Annotated in this window: 16 protein-coding genes and 1 tRNA gene; 9 read left to right on the top strand and 8 right to left on the bottom strand. The window is 63.2% G+C overall.

All coding sequences use genetic code 11. The features are described 5' to 3' along the window. Positions 1–369 precede the first annotated feature (369 nt). The gene (locus HLAC_RS19980; RefSeq protein ID WP_079892107.1) at positions 370–651 is read left to right on the top strand and encodes an FkbM family methyltransferase; all 282 of its coding nucleotides are present in this window, start codon (positions 370–372) and stop codon (positions 649–651) included. Here the strand turns inward: HLAC_RS19980 and HLAC_RS11180 are convergent. Continuing rightward, positions 608–1,945 (bottom strand): ISH6-like element ISHla10 family transposase, encoded by a 1,338-nt coding sequence (locus HLAC_RS11180; RefSeq protein ID WP_015910948.1) that lies wholly within the window; start codon positions 1,943–1,945, stop codon positions 608–610. The genes HLAC_RS19980 and HLAC_RS11180 overlap by 44 nt on opposite strands. A 74-nt stretch (positions 1,946–2,019) precedes the next feature. Between HLAC_RS11180 and HLAC_RS11175 the strand changes: the two genes are divergently transcribed. The 4 genes from HLAC_RS11175 (at position 2,020) to HLAC_RS11160 (ending at position 5,163) form a co-directional block, all read left to right on the top strand. Continuing rightward, complete coding sequence (locus HLAC_RS11175) at positions 2,020–2,382, top strand: FkbM family methyltransferase (protein WP_088901234.1); 363 nt, start codon at positions 2,020–2,022, stop codon at positions 2,380–2,382. Positions 2,383–2,683: 301 nt separating this feature from the next. After that, on the top strand, positions 2,684–3,961 hold the full coding sequence (locus HLAC_RS11170) for an aminotransferase class V-fold PLP-dependent enzyme (RefSeq protein WP_015910946.1): 1,278 nt from the start codon (positions 2,684–2,686) through the stop codon (positions 3,959–3,961). 70 nt (positions 3,962–4,031) lie between these two features. Then, on the top strand, positions 4,032–4,454 hold the full coding sequence (sufU, locus tag HLAC_RS11165; protein WP_015910945.1) for a Fe-S cluster assembly sulfur transfer protein SufU: 423 nt from the start codon (positions 4,032–4,034) through the stop codon (positions 4,452–4,454). Between the two features lie 76 nt (positions 4,455–4,530). Further along, positions 4,531–5,163, top strand: coding sequence for an Sjogren's syndrome/scleroderma autoantigen 1 family protein (locus tag HLAC_RS11160; protein ID WP_015910944.1), 633 nt, complete (start codon positions 4,531–4,533; stop codon positions 5,161–5,163). Positions 5,164–5,176: 13 nt separating this feature from the next. Here the strand turns inward: HLAC_RS11160 and HLAC_RS11155 are convergent, their stop codons facing one another. Continuing rightward, positions 5,177–5,770, bottom strand: coding sequence for a class I SAM-dependent methyltransferase (locus HLAC_RS11155; RefSeq protein ID WP_015910943.1), 594 nt, complete (start codon positions 5,768–5,770; stop codon positions 5,177–5,179). Positions 5,771–6,443: 673 nt separating this feature from the next. Here HLAC_RS11155 and HLAC_RS11150 point away from each other — a divergent pair. Next, positions 6,444–8,372 (top strand): archaea-specific SMC-related protein, encoded by a 1,929-nt coding sequence (locus HLAC_RS11150; RefSeq protein ID WP_015910942.1) that lies wholly within the window; start codon positions 6,444–6,446, stop codon positions 8,370–8,372. Between the two features lie 521 nt (positions 8,373–8,893). On the opposite strand, the gene HLAC_RS11145 is transcribed toward HLAC_RS11150, so the two are convergent. The 3 genes from HLAC_RS11145 to gfo6 form a co-directional block, all read right to left on the bottom strand. After that, positions 8,894–9,769 carry a fumarylacetoacetate hydrolase family protein gene (locus tag HLAC_RS11145; RefSeq protein ID WP_049933571.1) on the bottom strand — a complete coding sequence of 292 codons (876 nt, stop codon included), beginning with the start codon at positions 9,767–9,769 and terminating at the stop codon, positions 8,894–8,896. A gap of 252 nt (positions 9,770–10,021) precedes the next feature. Continuing rightward, on the bottom strand, positions 10,022–11,260 hold the full coding sequence (locus tag HLAC_RS11140) for a mandelate racemase/muconate lactonizing enzyme family protein (RefSeq protein ID WP_015910940.1): 1,239 nt from the start codon (positions 11,258–11,260) through the stop codon (positions 10,022–10,024). Positions 11,261–11,459: 199 nt separating this feature from the next. Beyond that, positions 11,460–12,545: a D-xylose 1-dehydrogenase Gfo6 gene (gene gfo6, locus HLAC_RS11135; protein ID WP_015910939.1), complete on the bottom strand. Its 1,086-nt coding sequence runs from the start codon at positions 12,543–12,545 to the stop codon at positions 11,460–11,462. Positions 12,546–12,712: 167 nt separating this feature from the next. Here gfo6 and xacF point away from each other — a divergent pair, with 167 nt between their 5' ends. Together xacF and HLAC_RS11125 are read left to right on the top strand one after the other, a co-directional pair. Next, positions 12,713–14,161, top strand: coding sequence for a 2,5-dioxovalerate dehydrogenase (gene xacF / locus HLAC_RS11130; protein WP_015910938.1), 1,449 nt, complete (start codon positions 12,713–12,715; stop codon positions 14,159–14,161). 128 nt (positions 14,162–14,289) lie between these two features. Continuing rightward, positions 14,290–15,243, top strand: coding sequence for a mannonate dehydratase (locus HLAC_RS11125; RefSeq protein WP_015910937.1), 954 nt, complete (start codon positions 14,290–14,292; stop codon positions 15,241–15,243). Between the two features lie 438 nt (positions 15,244–15,681). Here the strand turns inward: HLAC_RS11125 and xacR are convergent, their stop codons facing one another. Together xacR and HLAC_RS11115 are read right to left on the bottom strand one after the other, a co-directional pair. Then, entirely contained in the window at positions 15,682–16,437 is a 756-nt protein-coding gene (gene xacR / locus HLAC_RS11120; protein WP_015910936.1) for an HTH-type transcriptional regulator XacR, read from the bottom strand. 411 nt (positions 16,438–16,848) lie between these two features. Then, complete coding sequence (locus HLAC_RS11115; RefSeq protein ID WP_015910934.1) at positions 16,849–18,363, bottom strand: phosphoenolpyruvate carboxykinase (ATP); 1,515 nt, start codon at positions 18,361–18,363, stop codon at positions 16,849–16,851. A gap of 486 nt (positions 18,364–18,849) precedes the next feature. Between HLAC_RS11115 and rdfA the strand changes: the two genes are divergently transcribed. Beyond that, positions 18,850–19,479 carry a rod-determining factor RdfA gene (rdfA, locus tag HLAC_RS11110; protein ID WP_015910933.1) on the top strand — a complete coding sequence of 210 codons (630 nt, stop codon included), beginning with the start codon at positions 18,850–18,852 and terminating at the stop codon, positions 19,477–19,479. A gap of 499 nt (positions 19,480–19,978) precedes the next feature. On the opposite strand, the gene HLAC_RS11105 is transcribed toward rdfA, so the two are convergent. Next, positions 19,979–20,053, bottom strand: a tRNA-Glu gene (locus HLAC_RS11105). Positions 20,054–20,148: the final 95 nt, after the last annotated feature.

The raw sequence follows: 20,148 nt of genomic DNA, 5'->3' as shown, positions 1-20,148 counted from the left end.
CGTTATCGTTTAAGCACGGTAACGTACTTGTACGTCTGAACGCTCGAGGTGCACTCCGCAAAGACACTGTAGACCAACACCGTCCCAGAGAGTAAGCCACTATTTCTCCGAATACGTCCTTTCTAACAAAGCGTCGGGAAACGGTTGTTGTTCGTATTGTGGACACGTCCTCCCCCGAACAACAGTCCAGTACGGAAGCACAGAAACAGCTCCTGGGCTGGCTCTTTAAAGTGGAGACACTCGATCAGACCGTCAACGATACCGAAGCGGTATTTCATATCGGGACGAGTCGAGAGTCTCGACGGATTCAGACGCTGATGTACGAGACGGATATCCTGAAGGCGGTCTTGGAATCGATAGCCGACGACGATGTACTATGATATCGGAGCAAATGTCGGTGTCTACACCTGTTTCGCTGGTCAGCACGCAGACCGCGTTGTTGCGTTTGAACCGCACGAAGGGACGGCAACTCGACTGCGCGAAAACGTCGATTTAAACGATATCGACGTTACGGTGTATCAGACTGCGGTTGCTGACTACGAGGGGACCGCATCACTGGCCCACCCACGACGGTCCCCTCAAGAACTTGGTCGTGTTGCAAAGCGGTCTAGACTTTGCCGCTGGTACTCTCAATTGAGAGGTCACAGTTGATTGCTGTTTTGGTCGAACGTTGGAGCAGTTCGTCGAGGAACGCTTGGTAGTACTCGGGGTCGGCGTACTTCACCAACCGAAGTTGGAGTATCGCTTCCAATCCCTCTGCTGTCCAGCGCATCCACTGGTTCTTGCACCGCTTGCTGACCTCGCCCATCAGTCGTTCGACGGGGTTCGAGGTCCACGGAACCTCGAACCCCTCGACAGCGTGCTCGGCGAACGTCACAATCGACGGCAGCCACCGCCGAAGATACCCTGCAGCCTTTGCTGACCCGAACTGCTCCAGTTGCCACGCTGTCTTCTCTAATCGCTCTCTCGTTCGCGCGATCCGCGAGCGGATCGCCGCGAACTCCTCCGCTGGACGATGCTTCGCCACAGAGTTCTTCAGATGGAACACCTCGTCGATCACCTCCGAAACGATCTCCTTCCGACGGTCCAAGGAGAAGACGCCATCGTCCCAGAGGGTGTAACCCAGCGTTCGGCCGACGTGGACGAGATCGAGCTGGTGGTCACGGTTTTCGTCGGTAAAGGCTGTGACGATGCCGCTATCAGCGTCACTGACGACCGTCGCGTCGTCAGTGACTGCGCCGATATCATCGAGTTCGGCGGCAGTTTCGTCCCAGTCAGCGTTGACCGACAGATCCAGCAGGGAGCGTGACTCTTCGGCGGTGTCTTCGCCGAGCGTTGCTTGGACGGAGTGGGACGAGCGGTCGTCGTCTTGGCTGTGGCACTTTGTCCCGTCAGGAATGACGGCGTCAGCGTCTGTGCCAGCGACACAGTCTGGAAGGAACTGTTTGAGCTTGTGGCCGTATTTCTTGGCATGGCGGTTGATGGTGGTCGGCGACGGCATCGAGACGAAGCTGTCGCCGTGATTGGCAGCGTCTCGATAGCTGAGCGAGGTAGCGAGATCGACGCTTTTGGCGGCGATGTCCTGCTGATAGCGGTTCTGCCCGTCGAAGTCGAGAACGTCTTCGACGGGCCGGAAGTAGCTGGATTCGTCTGGGGAAGCGGCTGTATCTTCGACGTAGTGGAGAGAGAACTCGTGTTCTCCGGCAGTTGTGACAGCTGTGCGGGTGTCGGTGCCGGCGCGTTGGAAGCGCTGGTCACCGTTGCCATGTGCGTGTTTCTCACCACAGAGCGCCTCGACGCTGGCGGCGTCGAGGCTCTCGACCAGCGATTCGAGAAGGACTGCTTCGAGGTTCTGGTCAGTGACGGCCTCGGCAAGCGTGGCGAGCGGTAGCGTTTTGTCGTCGTCGATACTCAGTTCGAACCGCACGTCGATTGTGGCGTGCATGGGGTACCTCGGTTTGGACACCAGAGGCAACCCCGCCTTCACGGGAGTCAGTTACTACTGAACTCTAGAGGACTTTGCGACACGACCAAGAACTTGGAACCGGCGAGTTCTCGGTCGTACCCATGGACGACGCGACCGATGTCGCCGAAATCCCCGTAACGCGGGTGGACACAATTGTCCAACAGGAAGACCTCCCACAGCCCACCGTCGCTAAAATCGACGTGGAAGGTGCCGAACTGCAGGTACTCGATGGGGGTGAAGAAACGCTCTACTCGTGCCGAGAACTGTTCATCGAGGTCCACACTGACCACGTCGACGTCGACGAGGTCATCTCACGATTGACCGACGCCGGTTTCGACGTAACGACACTGAAAGAGCGAGGTAACACGGAGTTTCTGTGGGCGACAACACCCGGCGCAGAGAGTTCTCCACAGTAAGTGCGGTATCGTCTTCACCTGTCACGGGAAGCTACCGCTATGAAAGACGTCCGGGTATCGTCACGCTCAGCGACGGCGACTGGATCGGCGTCGATCCGCTGACGCATATTTATAAACGACCGACCGAATGGCTGGAAAAATCCACCGCGTCACCAGCGGCCGCAAATACTACAATCGACCGACGAGGCTGTCCAACCGTCTCACCGTCCGGACGACGATTTATATACGGATTCGCCTCCCAGATACTGGCAACACGTACCGGACCGAAGGTGTGTTAGTGCTCGGGACCCAGATCCGGGTAATGGGAGTTCAGGAACAGTACCCGTTCGACGTCGAGGCCGTCCGCGCCGACTTCCCGATCCTCGATCGGCTGGTCGGCGGCGATCCGGAGTCGCCCGGCGAGGGTCCCGGCGACGACACGCCGCTCGTCTATCTCGACAGCGCGGCGACCTCGCAAACGCCGGATCCGGTCGTCGACACGATTGTGGACTACTACCGCGGCTACAACGCCAACGTCCACCGCGGGATCCATCAGCTGAGTCAGGAGGCCTCCGTCGCCTACGAGGAGGCCCACGACACCGTCGCGGACTTCATCGGCGCGTCGGGCCGCGAGGAGATCGTCTTCACGAAAAACACCACGGAGGCGATGAACCTCGTCGCATACGCGTGGGGGCTCGAAGAACTCGGGCCGGGCGACAACGTCGTCCTCTCGCAGATGGAACACCACGCGTCGCTGGTGACGTGGCAGCAGATCGGGAAGCGAACCGGCGCCGACGTGCGGTTCATCGAGGTGACCGACGAGGGCCGGCTCGACATGGAACACGCCGCGGAGCTCATCGACGACGACACGCAGATGGTGTCGGTCGTCCACGTCTCGAACACGCTGGGCACGATCAATCCGATCTCGGAGCTGGCCGACCTCGCGCACGACCACGACGCGTACGTCTTCGCCGACGGCGCGCAGTCGGTGCCGACTCGGCCGGTCGACGTCGACGACCTCGGCGTGGACTTCCTCGCCTTTTCCGGGCACAAGATGTGCGGCCCGACCGGTATCGGGGCGCTGTACGGCCGCGAGGAGATCCTCGACGAGGTGCAGCCGTACCTCTACGGCGGTGACATGATCCGACGCGTCTCCTTTACGGACTCCACGTGGGAAGACCTCCCGTGGAAGTTCGAGGCCGGCACGCCTTCGATCGCGCAGGGGATCGCCTTCGCGGCCGCGATCGAGTATCTGGAAGAGATCGGCATGCAGAACGTGCAGGCCCACGAGGATCTGCTGGCGGAGTACGCGTACGACGAGCTGACTGACCTCGGCGGCGTGGAGATCTACGGGCCGCCGGGCAACGACCGCGGCGGTCTCGTCGCGTTCAACGTCGAGGGCGTCCACGCCCACGATCTGTCCAGCATCCTCAACGACTACGGCGTCGCGATCCGTGCCGGCGACCACTGCACCCAGCCACTCCACGACGAGCTTGGCGTCGCCGCCTCCGCGCGCGCCTCCTTCTACCTCTACAACACCGTCGAGGAGATCGACGCCTTGGTCGAGGCTGTCGGTGAGGCGCGCGACCTGTTCGCGTAGGCCGGCGGGGCGCTCGTGTCCGCGGATCGACGGAACCCTTTTGACTCACACGGGTCTATTCGTGACCAATATGGGACTGGGCTCGGACATGTACCGGCAGCAGATCCTCGACCACTACAAGAACCCGCGCAACTACGGGGAACTCGAGGACCCCGACTTCACTCACGTCGGCGAGAACCCCTCCTGCGGCGACACGATCCAGATGCAGGTCGCCCTCGACGACGCGGGCGAGACGATCAAGGCGGTGCGGTTCACCGGCGACGGCTGCGCCATCTCCATGGCCTCCGCGAGTATGCTCTCCGAGCGGCTCCACGGGATGTCCATCGAGGAGCTCGACGCGCTCGACACCGACGACATCACCGAGATGCTCGGCGTCGACATCTCTCCGATGCGCGTAAAGTGCGCGGTGCTGGGCCGGCAGGTCGCGCAGGACGGCTCGAAGATCCACCGCGACGAGCTCGACCCCGACGACCGCACGAAGACCGAGGAATAGGTCGTCTTCTCTGCCAACCGATTCCGACCGTCCCGAGCCCACCGGACTTTTGCTCGTGAGTCACGTTCGTCCGCGCATGAGCGACGGGTTTGACAAGGAGGCCGAACGCGAGAAGCTCCGCGAGAAGCTCGCGGACGACGACGAGAAGCGCGAACACACCCAGCGGATGTCCGAGCTACTGTTGCAGGGAGCGACGATGACGAACCGCCACTGCGACGACTGCGGCGATCCCATCTTCCGCCACGACGGGCAGGAGTTCTGCCCGTCGTGTCAGGCGATCGGCTCGGGCGACGGCGCGCGGGGCGAGTCGCAGGAGAGTGCGCAGACCGCGGCGCTGGAAGAGGCGGGGAACGCGCCCCGAACAGTCGTGAAGACCGGGGACAGCGATGAGAGCCCGCCGCAGAAAGAGCGAGACGCGTCGGAGTCCCCGGCTGCGGATCAGTCGGCTCCCGCGAGCGCGAGTCAGAACTCCGCCACCTCGAACGCGGTCTCACCCCAGCCGACCACCGAGAAATCGCGTGACGATCCGACGACGACCCCGCCAGCCGAGTCCGCCGGATCGGAGACCGTCGCCGACGCCCGCGCGTCGCTGACGCGGACGCTGGCGCGGTTCGCCCGCGCGGCCGAGGAGACGGACGACCCGCGACGCGCTCGCGACCACCTGCAGGCGGCGCGCGAGGCGGCGGAGGCGCTGGCGGCGCTGGACTGACGCGACCTCGCTCTCAGCGCTCGAAGACGAGCCCGTAGTGGTACGGCGGGAGGTCGACCTCCTGCGCGAGGCGTAGGTCACTCGCCTCCTCGACGGCCCGGCGCGTCGCCTCCGGCGAGAGGCGCAGATCGGTGGGCGGCCCTCTAGGCTCGCCGCCGATCATCGTCTCCTCGCGCGGCCGGTCGCGCCAGTTCACCACGGCGAACCGGCCGTCGACGGCGAGCGCAGCGGCGACGGCCTCGACGAACGCGGTACGGTCCTCGATACCATGAAACGCGTTCGCGAGCAGCGCGAAATCCACGGGCTCGGGGAGCAGCTCCGAGAGCGCCCGAGCGTCCCCCTTGATGGCGGTGATGTTGTCGATCCCCTGCTCCGTCGCGAGCGCGTCGAGTTCGGCGAGCAGCGACCTATCGACGTCGACGGCGTACACGGTCGCCGGGTCGGCAATCCGCGCCGCGGGCAGTGCGAAGTAGCCGTTTCCGCTGCCAATCTCGACGACGCGGTCCCCAGGCACGAGCCCGAGCTGGCGGAGGGTGGCGCCCGGCGTCGGCCACACCCGTCCCCACCAGTCCCAGTCCGGCTGTCCCGTGTTCCGGAAGCGGTCCATGTCCGGGTGTGGGACACAGCGCGAGTTAGCGATTGGGATCGCAGTCTCCGGGTGTATTCGACGGTCTCCGAGCGACTCCAACTGGTTCCGATCGGCCACCGATTATCGCCAACACACCAATTTCAAATACTAACACGTAAATTGGTATTAAACCGGTATGGTGGTGTCCGATTTCGTCCACGGAACCGAAGTCACAGAGAGTTCCAACCGGATCGCAGGGAAACGATAGGAGGACGGAAATCGTCGTTTAAAACGGATGTGTGTCGGGTTTAGAGGTACACAATCGGCACACCAATTCTCCCCCGCTTGTTTAAATATGTCTTAATTATGTTTACAGAACGCTGAAAATGGAGTGTATGTCTTGCACATATTCTCCGTTCTGCCACTATATTCGGAGAAAACTGACCGTATTCGACTAAAATATCTTGATAACCCAATTAAAACGATATCAAAATTTGGAGTCCGTAGATCTTTCTATTCTCTTATGGTTCTTTTGAATACTACGATAATCGACATACATGTCGTGGCGGCACCAGCCGATCGAGACCAGCGCCGCTCCCAGTCTCTCGGTAGCCATCCGACGCGTCGACGTCGACGGGGCGGTTCGGTGTCTCGGCGTTCGACGGCGAAGGATAGATTTAACACCGCTAGTACCGTTTTTTTGATCATATCGATGGATCATATCTCCAAACCTGTCGTTCGCGTCGATGTCCGGAACATCGGTGGGATCGACGAGGCATCGGTGACGCTCCCCGACGGCGTATCGATTTTGACCGGGCGAAACGCGACGAATCGGACTTCCTTCCTGCAGGCGCTGATGGCCGGACTGGGGAGCCGGCAGAGCTCGCTGAAGGGCGACGCCGAGGAGGGCGAGGTGGCGCTCGAACTCGGCGACGAGACGTACACACGGACGCTGCAACGCCGCGGTGACTCCGTCGCGTTCGGCGGCGATCCCTATCTCGACGATCCGGAACTGGCCGACCTGTTCGCGTTCCTGCTGGAGAACAACGAGGCGCGCCAAGCTGTTGCGCGCGGTGACGACCTCCGCGAGATCATCATGCGTCCGATCGACACCGACTCGATCGACGCGGAGATCCGCGAGTGCAAGCGCGAGCGCGACGATCTGGAGACCGAGATCGAGAAACTCGACAGCCTCGAACGCGACCTGCCCAACCTCGAAGCGGATCGCCGCGAGAAGGTCGAGGAGCTGGAGGCGGCGGAAGAAGACCTCCAGTCGGTACGCGAGAAGCTCGACGATCTCGACACCGGGGTGGAGGAGAGCCGGACGCGCAAACAGGAGATGGAGGAGGCGTTCCAGCGGGTCCGCGACGCCCGTTCCGCCCTCGACGACCTCGAGTTCGACCTCGAAACGGAGCGCTCGACGCTCGCCGAGCTGAAGTCGGAGCGCGAAGAGCTTCGGGAGACGGTCGAGGAGGCCGAAGACCCCGACGAGAACCCGGACCGCCTCGCCGGGCGCATAGACGAGCTGCGCCGCCGGAAGCGCTCCCTCGACGACGACGTCAACGAACTCGGGAGCGTCATCGGCTTCAACGAGGACATGGTGGACGGCTCGGGGATCGACATCGACGGGGAACCGACTACTGACGAACCGACCGACGCGCTGACCGCGGGCGACCAGACGGTCTGTTGGACCTGCGGATCCGAGGTCGAGACCGATCAAATCGAGGCGACCCTCGATCGACTCCGGGAACTCCGCTCCGACAAGCTCGACGAGCGCAACGAGATCCGCGCTGAGATACAGGAGCTCACCGACGAGCAGTCGGCGATCCGCGAGGCCCAACGCGAGATCGAGCGCGCTAAGGAGCGGCTCGACGCGGTCGAAACCGAGATCGAATCGACCGAGTCGCGGATCGCGGATCTGGAAGACCGGATCGCATCGAAGCGCGAGGAGATCGAGGAGCTGGAGGCGGACGCCGAGTCGATCGACGTCGACGGCTACGACGAGGCGCTGGAGCTCCACCGCGAGGCGAACGGGATCGAGCTCCGGATCGAGCGGATCGAAGACAAGATCGACGAGATCGACGACGAGATCGATGAGCGGGAGGCCGCGATCGAACGCCGCGAGGACCTGAAGGCGGAGCGCGAGGAGCTCGCCGACCGGCTGACAGAGCTGCGGACGCGTGTCGACCGCATCGAGGAGAACGCCGTCGAAGAGTTCAACGAGCACATGGGGACCGTCCTCGACATTCTGGAGTACGAGAACCTCGACCGGATCTGGATCGAGCGCCGGGAGACGGAGGTCCGCGAGGGCCGTCGCAAGGTCATGCGGACTCGATTCGACCTCCACATCGTTCGCTCGTCGCCGGACGGAACGGCCTACGAGGACACCGTGGACCACCTCTCGGAGAGCGAACGGGAGGTGACGGGGCTCGTGTTCGCGCTCGCAGGATATCTCGTCCACGACGTTCACGAGACGGTCCCATTCATCCTGCTCGACTCACTGGAGGCTATCGACTCGGATCGAATCGCGCGCGTCGTCGACTACTTCCGGACGCACGCCGACTACCTCGTCGCTGCGCTGCTGCCGGAGGACGCCGACGCCCTCCCCGAGGAGTACGCCTACGTCGAGAACATCGACTGACGACCGATCGACTGTCGGCCGCGGTCTCGGACCCGCGGTCGACGCTCCCCGTTCTCTGTTTCTCGTCCTTCCGGAGCATCCGAGGAGATAGTAGAATTACAGCAATACGTTTGTAACACGATTTCCGTTCGCAATGTCAGAACGAGTGATGTCGATCGGGGGGCGGGTAGAGAGTCGGCGCTGTTTAGACGTACTGCGGCGGCTGCTTTCGGCTGATACGGCGAGTCTCTGTGTGGGGCGCTCCCTCTGAGCCGCGTCACTGCCGAGACCATGTGTTCTCTATTCCAGAACAGAAGTCCCATCTTTACGACTCGGACAGATGTCTATGCACGCCTGAGAAATTCCGATCGGACGGTTTACACGAGATATATCAAAACGTCGAGAATCGACGAGCGGAACATCTGTTCTGATATCGAGAACGACTCTGTCATCGGCGTCGCCGAGAGGGTCCGCGACGACGAGCTCCTCGATCGGATGCCGGTCGCTGGCGACGCGTACTTCCGGTTCGATTTAGAGGGCCGTCAGACGACGATAGTGTCGTTGACGAGCTGTCCGATCTTGTCGATGTCGATCGTGACCTGGTCACCCTCGGTGAGCGTGAACGACTCCGGCGGCACGAGTGCGGTGCCGGTCAGCAGGACGACGGTCTCCGGGAGGTTGTTGTGCCGCCGGAGGTACGAAACGAGGTTTTCGCAGGTGGTCGCCATCTCGTTCGTCGACGTCGAGTCCTCGAAGACGACCTCGCCGTCGCGCTCGATGCTGAGCGCCATCTCGAGGTCGTGGGGATCGTCGACGACATCCGCTGTCGCCACGCACGGGCCGACCGAACAGCATCGGTCGTACACCTTCGCCTGCGGGAGGTACAGCGGGTTCTCGCCTTCGATGGCTCGGCTCGATACGTCGTTGCCGATCGTGTAGCCAACGACCTCTTCGCGGTGGAGCACGACGCCGAGCTCCGGCTCCGGCACGTCCCACGTGGAGTCGCCGCGGATCCCGATGGCCTCGTTGGGGCCGACTGTCCGCGAGGGCGTCGCCTTCAAGAACAGCTCCGGGCGCTCGCTGTCGTAGACGTCGATGTACACCTCGGGCTTGCCGCTCTCGGCCTCGCGCGCCTGTTCGCTGATCTGGTACGTGACCCCCGCGGCCCACACCTCGTCGGCCGTCACCGGCAGGAGTACGTCGTCGTCGTCGAACGCCACCGACTCCGAGTCGGAGATCCGGTCCCGAGCGATGGAATCGATGGACTCGTCGCACGCGTTCGCGGCGCGAGCGAGCTGGGTGAACGACCCGAGATCGTCTGATGCCGTTGACAGGTCGTAGGCGTCGCCGTCGTCGACGACGACGAGCGAGCCGGACCCCTCGCTGTGCTCTCCGCCGGGGAGTCGGTAATACCGCATACCCTGTTGATGCGCAGACGCCATTATAAGAGTACCGCCAACGCGACCGTTGAGCCCGGCTGTCCCCGATCGGGCTCACGCCTCGTCGAACACCGATAGACTCGCTCCCCTCGTCTATCGAGCTCGACTCCGGCTCACGCCTCGTCGAACACCGATAGACTCGCTCCCCTCGTCTATCGAGCTCGACTCCGGCTCACGCCTCGTCGAACACCGATAGACTCGCTCCCCTCGTCTATCGAGCTCGACTCCGGCTCACGCCTCGTCGAACAACGTCTCGCCTTCGACCATGTGCTCTCCGACGGCGTCAAGGTTCAGCGTCAGGCCGAGACCGGGTTCCTCCGGGATCTCCATACGGCCCTCTTCGATGAGATTGTCCTCTTCGACCAGATCTTCCCACCAGCCGAGCTCGTAGGAGTGGTACTCCAGTGCGAGCGAGTTCGGAATGGCGGCGCCGACGTGCGCGGACGCCATCGTGCCAATCGGCGAGGAGACGTTGTGCATCGCCACCGGGATGTAGTACATGTCCGCCAGATCCGCGATCTTGCGGGTCTCGCGCATCCCGCCGACGCGCGGCAGGTCGGGCGCGACGATGTCGACGGCCTGCGGTTCGAGGAGGGTCCGCTGGCCGTGCTTCCGATAGACGTTCTCGCCGACCGCGATGGGCGTCGTCGTCGACTTCGTCACTTCCTCTTGCACGTCGTGGTTCTCCGGCGGCACGGGGTCTTCGAGCCACCACACGTCGTACTCCTCGAGGGCCTCCGCGAGGCGCTTCGCGGAGCCGCCGGTGAACGACCAGTGGCAGTCGAAGGCCACGTCGGCCTTGTCGCCGACGGCCTCGGTGGTCGCCTCCACGATGTCGACCTTGTGATCGATCTCGGGGTTGCGGAGGTGGCGGTTGGCGCGGTCTTTCTCGTGGCCGGACGGCACATCGAGGTCGAACTTGATGGCGTCGTAGCCGAAGTTCTCGACGACGCGCTCGGCCTCGGCGGCGCACGCCTGCGGGTCGGCCTCGTTCTCGGTGTGGAGGTCGCAGTAGACCCGGACCTCGTCGCGGTACTTCCCGCCGACGAGCTGGTAGGCGGGCACGTCGAGGAGCTTCCCGGCGGCGTCGTGGAGCGCGATCTCGATACCGGAGATGGCGGAGATGACCTTCCCCGAGATCGAGCCCTCACCCGACATCTTCTGGACGAGGTGCTCGTACAGCCGGTCGATATCGAGCGGGTTCTCCCCGACGATGAACGGTTTCATGCGCTCGATGATGGCGGTGTCGCCGCCGCCCCAGTAGGACTCCCCGGTGCCGACGACGCCCGCGTCGGTGTAGACGCGGACGAGGATCCACGGGTAGTTGCCGTCGACCATCGTCGTCTGTACGTCCGTAATCTCGGCGTCACGGACACCGCCCCGCGAGTTCGTGATGTCCATCGTCTCCGCCGAGAGGTCCCGCATGGTGTACTCCGCGTTGGGGTCGCGGAGCTTGTCGTGATCGACCATTAGCGTCTACATATTCCTGAACCCGATAGTAAAGTTTGTGGGGAACTTCGCGAGCACGACATGGGGGCGGGGTGATACGGTCTGTCGCTCCGATCGTCCTGTTCGCGAACGAGGTGCTGGACATCCTCGACGGGCAGAGAAAGTCGGGGCGGGCTGGACAGCGTAGCGCCGGTGTGACCGCCCATCGAGACGGCGAAGCCTACACCGACACCGTCGTCCCGGTTTCGGCGGCGTCGTAGATCGCTTCGAGCGCGCGCATGTCGACGAGGGCGTGGTCGCCGTCGGGGTGGATCGGTGCCTCGCGGATCACGCGGTCGGCGAAGTAGTCGAACTCCTCGATCATCTCGTCTTGCATCACGTCCCGCCGGCCGTCGGCGACCTCCAGACGCCGGCCGTCGCTGTGGAGCGTCAGCGTCTGCTCGGGCTGTCCGAGGAAGGCGGGTTCGAGGACCAGCTCGCCGTCGGTGCCGATGACGCGGAAGTGGCCCGTGTACGCGGCGTGCTGGCTGGCCGTGCAGGCCGCCTGCGTCCCGTCGTCGAACCGGATCGTGAAGGCGGTGTGTTGGTCGGGCACGTTGCGGAACGCGGTGTCGACGGACTGCATCTGGGCGGTCACGCTGACGGGGTCGGCATCGAGGACGAACCGCGCGGTGTTGAGCGGGTAGATGCCCAGATCCATCACGCTCGCGCCGTACCCGACGAGGTCGGGATCGAGGCGCCACTGATCGGTGTCATCGGAGACGGTGTCGAGCATCTGCTGGCTCATGCTCCCGTGAACGGCCACGGGGTCGCCGATGGCGCCCTCCGCGATCAACTCGCGCATCCGGCGGACCTGCGGGTCGGTCTGCATCCGGTAGGCGACCATCAGCGGAATGTTCTCGGTGGCCTCGACGAGCTGTTCAGCGCGCTCGCGGGTCGCCTCGACGGGCTTCTCACAGAGTATGGCCTTCCCGTGTTCGGCGGCGGCCTCCGCGTACGGCAGGTGGAGCGCGTTCGGCGTGCAGATGTAGGCCGCGTCGTACTCGTCGGTCGCTTCCGCGTCCGTGAACTCCTCGTAGGTGAGCGCGGCCTCGACGGTCGGTATCTCCTCGGCGGCCGCGGACGCCTTTTCACGGCTGCTGCTAACGAGGACCGTGGTCTCACAGAACTTCGAGTCGGCGACCGCGGGGATCGCCTGTTCGCGGGTCCACCACCCGAGACTGATAATCGCGATACGGAGCGTTCCCGACTCCAACTGCTCCCAGTCCCGGTCCCTGACGGTTTTGAGATAATCGGCGGCTGACATGACTCGACGTTCGCAGCTATCTGCAAAAGTGTATTGGACGACACCCCTCAGCACGCACCCGCGATACTCTCGACGAGTGCCGGCGATGTCTCTCGACGGATTCTGGCGACATCTCTTGGATCGCTGAAACCGTAAGAATAGTATACGTTGATCGCGAGGACGGGTACGTGGCTGACCTTAATCAGAACTACGTCGGCGGAGAGTGGGTCTCCTCGGAGACGGGAGAAACGTTCGAGGTTCACAATCCCGCGGCTCCCGACGAGACGGTGGCGAGCTATCAACAGTCCAGCGCGGCGGACGCCGCCGAGGCGGTCGAGGCGGCGGCCGACGCACAGGATGAGTGGGCGACCACGCCCGGTCCAGAGCGCGGTCGGATCCTCCGGAAGGCGGGGACGATCCTCGCCGATCGGAAGGACGAGCTCACCGCGATGCTCGTCGAGGAGGAGGGGAAGGCCCGTCCCGAGGCGGCCGGCGAGGTACAGCGCGCGATCGACATCTTCCACTACTTCGCGGGCAAGGCCTCGGACCTCGGTGGAACGATGAAAGGGTCGAGCAGCCGCGATACGACCCTCTACACGCGCGAGGAGCCGGTCGGTGTCGCGGCCCTGATCACGCCGTGGAACTACCCCATCGCCATCCCGGTGTGGAAGCTCGCCCCCGCGCTCGCGGCGGGCAACTCCGTGGTCATCAAGCCCGCGAGCGCTGCGCCGGGCGTCGTGTTCGCTGTCACGGAGGCCTTAGACGAGGCGGGGCTCCCCGACGGCGTGCTCAACGTCGTGACCGGGCCGGGGAGTTCGGTCGGCAACGAGTTCATCACGAACGAGGGCACCGACGCCGTCTCCTTCACCGGCAGCGGACAGGTCGGCGAGATGGTCTACGATCAGGCCACGGACGCCGGCAAGCGGGTGCAGACCGAGATGGGCGGGAAGAACCCCACGCTGGTCACCGATTCGGCCGACCCCGCGGAAGCCGCCGAGATCGTCGCGACCGGCGGCTTCGGGACGACCGGCCAGTCGTGTACGGCGTGTTCCCGCGCCGTCGTTCACGAGGACGTGTACGACGAGTTCGTCGACGAGCTCGTCGACCGGGCCGAGGCCATCGACATCGGCCCCGGGCTCGACCACGAGATGGGGCCGCAGGTCAGCGCCGACGAACTGGAGTCGACGCTCGAATACATCGACGTAGCCCGCGAGGAGGGCGCGACGGTCGCGGCGGGCGGCGAGAAGCCCACCGGCGACGCGGTCGAGAGCGGGCACTTCGTCGAGCCGACCGTCTTTACCGACGTGGACAACGACGACACGATCGCGTGTGAGGAAGTGTTCGGCCCGGTGGTCGCCGTCATCGAGGTCAGCGACTTCGACGAGGGACTCAACGTCGCCAACGACGTGGAGTACGGACTCTCGGCCAGTGTGGTCACCGACGACCACACCGAGGCCAACCGGTTTATCGACGAGGCAGAGGCCGGCGTCGTGAAGGTCAACGAGAAGACGACCGGGCTCGAACTCCACGTGCCGTTCGGCGGGTTTAAGCGCTCCTCGTCGGAGACTTGGCGCGAGCAGGGCGACGCAGGGATGGAGTTCTACACGATCGAGAAGACCGTCTACGACAACTACTGAACCGGTCGCTGTCCCGTCTGTCCCACGGGCGACCGTCCGACTTCTCTCGGTAAGAGACGAGTTTCATACGGGGCGGGTCCTCGATGAGCTCGCGCAACCGCTATTGCGATAGGCCGCGAAGGCGACGTATGGACACGACAATAATGCTGCCGCCGCGTCCCGACCGTCGGTGGACCCTCGCGCGTCAGCTCGGCGTCTCGACCGCCGTCGTCAGGTTCTGGGGGGAAGACGAGTGGTGGACGTACGACTCGCTTCTCCGGACCAAAAACCGGTTCGCGGACCACGGGCTCTCGCTGGACGTGGTGGAAGACCGTCCCCCAATGACGAATGTCGTGCTCGGACGAGACGGTCGCGACGAGGAGATCGAGACGGTCAAGCGGCTCATCCGGAACATGGGACGAGCAGGTATCGGTGTCTACTGTTGGGTCTGGACGGAGAACCCGGTCGGCGTCCTGCGCACCGCCGACGAGGTCCCGCTGCGCGGCGACTCCCGAACGACGGCCTACAACCACGAGCAATCGGAACGCGCGTCGGATTACCCCGTCGACGTGACGGAAGCGGAGCTCTGGGAGAACCTCGAATACTTCCTCGACGAGGTCGTCCCCGTGGCCGAGGAGGCCGGCGTCGACCTCGCGCTTCATCCCGACGACCCGCCCGTCGACTCCGTGCGGGGCGTTCCGCGGCTGGTCAACTCCGTGGAGAACGTCCAGCGCATCCTCGATCTCCACGACAGCCCGAACCACGGGCTGACGTTCTGTCAGGGCAACTACGCCGCGATGGGCGCCGATATTCCCGAGACGATCCGGCGGTTCGGCGATCGGATCCACTTCGTACACTTCCGGGATGTCGACGGAACACCCGAGTCGTTCGTCGAGACGTGGCAGGACGACGGGCCCACAGACATGCTCGCCGCGATAGAGGCGTACCGCGAGGCCGGTTTCGACGGGCCGATCCGCCCCGATCACGTCCCGCGGATGCTCGACGAAGACCACCGCGACGAGGCGCAGGCGGGCTACACCGACATGGGTCGGCTGTTCGCGATCGGGTATATGACGGGCTTGCTGGAACAGACCGACGAGTAGCCGCGGTCCGAGCTATTACGGTCGCGCTTTCAGGAGCGCGACGACGAGGCCGCCGACTCCATCGAGGACGACGGCGGCACCGGTACGCCGACGGCGACTGGCAGGCGTACGGCTGGGGTGCGGGCGACCAGTGGCGGTCTCGATCATCCCGACACTGCCTCGACGATACACTCGCGCTCGGGTCGCGAACTGCACGCCTCGTCGAGCGACGATCGAATGGAACGCCGATCGCGTCTGTGTTCCGGATGGCACCCTCATTGTTCTGTTTTACAGAACGTACTGTCCGAAGGTCTGTCTAGTTACATTACGTCTATAAGTATGTAATCATGTCCACAAGACCGATCGCGATCGGCCAGAAACAGGCGTCTGAGCCTTTAAAATCCTCGTATCGGTGTTCAAATTCTGCCCGGGGTGCGTTCTGTGTTACAGAACGCCGATTCAGTAGTTGATGTTTAGTTCGACGACGTTGGCTGCGCTGAGCACCCGTTCGGGAAGTCGGCCGTGGAGGTCGTCGTCGCTGACGCGGCTGGCGGGCGCCGACACGCTGATCGCTCCCAGCACCTCATCCGAGGAATTCTTGACCGGGGCCGCGATACAGCGTAGTCCTTCGAGCCGCTCCCCATCGTCGATCGCGTATCCTCGGTCGCGAACGCACTCCAACGCCTCGAACAGCTCCTCCCGAGAGCCGACGCTGCGTGGAGTCTTCCGTTCCAGACCGCGCCGCTCGATGATCTCCTCGACGCGGGATCCGGGCAGGTGCGCGAGGATGGATTTCCCGAGTGCGGTGGCGTGGAGGTGGGTCCTGAGCCCGGCGTAGGTGTCGAGGTCGACGGCGACTTCGCCTTTCGATCGCATTAGGTACACGCCCATTCCCTGCTCCTCGACGAGGAGATTCGCGAGCTCGCCGGTCTCGTTTGCGAGCGATTTCACCTCCGGCTCGGCCACCTGATAGAACTCCATCGACTTTCGGGTGGAGCCGCCGACTTCGAGGAACTTCAGCCCGAGCTGATACGTATCGCCGGTCTTCAACACGTACCCGTGCTTCTGGAGCGTCGTGAGATGGTTGTGGACCGCGCTTTTCCCCATCTCTAAGCCCTCTGCCAACTCCGTCACCCCACACGGCCCACGGTCCATCAGCTCCTCCACCAGCGCGAGGGTCTTCTCGGTCGTTCGCACCGGATGTTTGGTGTCCATCCTGATTGATCAATATAGACAACAAACATAAATGTTCTGAATGATAGAAAGGCACCGGGATTGCACGGCCGCCTGGCACGTCGCGGGCCGCCACACGTCGAGCTGTCCGTCGAGGATCGCCAAGGGAGCGTCGTCGGCGGTGAGGTAGAAGGGTATCTTCGAGTTATCACCGTGGTAATTCGTGATCGGTCGTGGTAAGCGTGACATAACGTGACGATCGCCGGGTAATAGTTATCTGTCTACCGAACCTCTGTTTGGGTATGCGATGGACATGCTCCCGGTGTAGCGATACAGTCGCGAGAGACCACGGCTCGCTCGTCTGCCGTAACTGCGGCCGCACGCTGCGACACGGCGCCGACTGATGCTCTGATCTCTTTCGTCGTCGCGTCCGATGCCGCCCGAAGCGCCCCGCTAGTACATCGCGTTGCGGATCTCGTCGTCGAGGTCGGCGAAGCGGTCGAGGTAGTCGCGACGGTCGTCACGGAGCGCGTCCCGGGCCGCCTCGAAGTCGTCGACGCGATCGGCAACGGAGAACTGCCCGATGTCGATGCCCGGGACACTGCTCGGGACGGTCAACCCCAGATCGTCGTTGTACCCCCACTCAATACGGTTCCGGGCGGCTCCCTCCAGCACGGCGACGGTCTCTTCGACGCCGACGTCGATCGGATCGTCGGTCCCCACCGCGCCCGTGTTGATGACGTAGCACTCGATGTCGAGGTCAGCGATGAGGTCGCGGAACCGGTTCCCCTCCTCGCCCTCGGAGCCGACGATGAACGGATTGGTACCCACGACCCGGATCGACTCTCCCACCCGCGAGGGGTCGCCCGCGCTCGTCTCGACGGACTCCCCGAGCATAAACGCGATCGCGGCCTGTTCGGTGCTGAGGCGCGCGATCGGGGGCATGAGTGGGTTCCGGGTGATGAAAAACACCTGATCCACGCGGTCCAGGTCGATGTCATCCGCCGAACTCTCCAGCTGGTCCCGCCGGATGGTCGCCCGCGCGTTGCGTCCGTAGCGGGGCTCATCGAAGTGGACGGTGCCGTCGTCATCAACGGCGACGTTCTCTAAGACGGCGCTTTCGTTCGTCGCAGCGCGGTGTAGCTCCGGCTGTTCCGACGCGTCGAGTCCGATCGTCTTCACGTAGAGGCCGCCGCCCTCGCTCCCGGTGACCGTCCCCGAGGGGAGGAGCGCGCAGACGTCGTCTTGGATCATCTCGACGCCCTCTGGATCGTCGAGCCAAAGGCCGTGGCTGGTCAACGTCGACTTTCCAGTACCAGAAAGGCCGAGGAACAGTTGTCCCACGTCACGGGTGTCGTCTCCGTCGGCGAGCGTGACGCGCTTGCTTCCCGCGTGAAGGCCCAACCCGCCCTGTCGCTTCGCGCGGTGCATGAACAGCCGGAGGAACGACTTCTTCGCTTCACCGGTGTAATCGCTGCCGAGGACCGTCGTGACGCCGTGTTCCGGATGAACGCGGATCTGCGGATCGGCTGTCGCATCGGGCAACTGTACCGTGACGAACTCCGGCGGTTGGCCGTGGGCCGGCTCAAGGAGCTTCGCCCACGAGAGCGCGATCCGTCCGTATTCGGCAGGGAGGTACAGCCGGCACACGTACGAAGTCTCCGCGTGCCGACCGACGACCCGGTCGACGCAGACGACGTCATTGTTCGGATCGTTGACCCACTCGACCCCGCGATCGAACACGTCGTAATCCGCGTCGCCGAAGTCGTCGTCGACGGCGTTCGCCGTCGCGTCGGCACTCCGCGACCGATACTCGCTCACGTACGACGGTGACCCGTACTCCGTCGTCACTTCGTCGTCTGCCGATAGCTCGCGTAACTCCACGAACGAGGGGTTGTACGTGATGTGGTCCGTTGTCGCCGGATCCGGGTATTCTGCGGGTTCCGGAACCACCGTATGAGAAGCCATGTACGGCATTCCGAGCGAGAGTATAATAAGCGTACTGAACGGTGGAACACTGTCCAGAAATTGGCCTCCCGTCGCCGGTATTCACTCGGGTGGTGAGATTGGATCCGCCGCAGTGTGACGGCACACATGAGCGGGCGGCGTCCCTCAGTGTGACGGCACATATGAGCGGGCGGCGTCCCTGTTCCACCCGGACCCGCGCGGCAGTCACCGTGTTGGAGATAGCCGACGGATGCTCAACCCCCCCCCACTCAAAGAATATAATATATCGTATGGTTATCTCGAACTGTCTATTCTATTTAATATATTCAAACGGCCGATTAATCGTTCCTACTCGGTGCCGTGAATCTCGGATCCCACCAGCGGCGGCCGGCCCTCTCCGAGGGCTGTTCCAGCTCGATCGCGCTCCGGGTATTCGACGGATCGATACGCCGGCTCGGTGGGTCGCCACACCGATGTTTTTGTCACGCTCGGGGTCGAAGTCCGAGCATGACCACCGAAGCGAGTGGCACGAACATGAACACAAAGGTTGCACGGGTGATTCGGGAGTACGACCTCGACGGCATGGGCGCGAACTTGGAGGCGGCGTGGACCGGCGAGGCGGGCGAGCGGACGAGCCTGCGGGACCTCGCCGACGAGTTCAACGAGGCAGTGCTGGAGGCGGCCCTCCGCGAGTCCGGGATCTCGTCGCTCAGCGTCGACGTGTCGACCACGTACGAGGCCCTGCGAGGCGAATCCGGGTCGGCGGCGACACGGGCGCGTCGCCGTCTCGAACGCGAAGGCGTCGACGTCGACGAGCTGACCGGGGACTTCGTCACTCATCAGGCGATCCACACGTATCTCACGCAGGAGCGCGAGGCGAGCCTCCCAGCGGCGGACGACGACATGGCCGACCGAAAGGTCGAGACCATCGAGAAGCTTCAGGGACGGGTCTCGGCGGTCGCCGAGTCGGCCATCTCGTCGCTCGCGAACGCGGGAGAACTGGATCGGGGCGATTACGACGTGCTCGTCGACGTGCGCGCTGTCTGCCCGAACTGCGGGACCGACGCGCCGGTCGGGGAACTGATCCGGCGGGGCGGCTGCGGCTGCACGAGCGAGGCCGAGACCGACGACGAGTGAGTGGGTGAAATGGTGATTCACGACATGACCGCCACAGCTCGCCCGACGCATCGTCTATCTGCCAAGCTATCAGAATACTATTTATCATTGAGATCTGGTATTTTTTGTAGATCAACCGCAGGCTTGCGGTTCGAAGAACGAATATCCGCACAAGCAAGTGCTGTGTTTATACTCTCTATTTCACACTCTATTCATAACTAGTACTACACTTACTCACTCGATTTTAAACTGATCCGAATCACGCCTTTTCAACTATGGCGAGAGTCGAAATCGCGCTGATAGACGATCTCTACCGGTGTCGTGACACTCAATTTGAGCCACGGAGTACTTTCTGTGCCCAACATACCACTATTCTTGTATATATGTGGGATTAGTAATTGCTCGCTATCGTGCCGTCCGAACCCGATATCTGATCGACGCGGCGAGATCACTCGTCGCTGTCGCGGTAGAATACGACTGTCGCAGACGCTGTCGCTCAACGGTCAGTTCGTCGCAGAAATGCTCCGGCTGGGATTCGAACCCAGGTCATCACCGTGAGAGGGTGATATGATTGGCCGGACTACACCACCAGAGCGCACGTCTCTTTGACGCAATTACGGGTATGGATGGATATTGTAAAACAGTTCCGTTTTGCCCCCGCCATGCCTCGGTTTACCGTGGCCAGCCGTT

The sequence above is a fragment of the Halorubrum lacusprofundi ATCC 49239 genome (assembly GCF_000022205.1).
In the GTDB taxonomy this organism is placed as follows: domain Archaea; phylum Halobacteriota; class Halobacteria; order Halobacteriales; family Haloferacaceae; genus Halorubrum; species Halorubrum lacusprofundi.
Note: the sequence above shows the minus strand (reverse complement) of the source record. Positions and strands in the feature narration are given on the sequence as shown.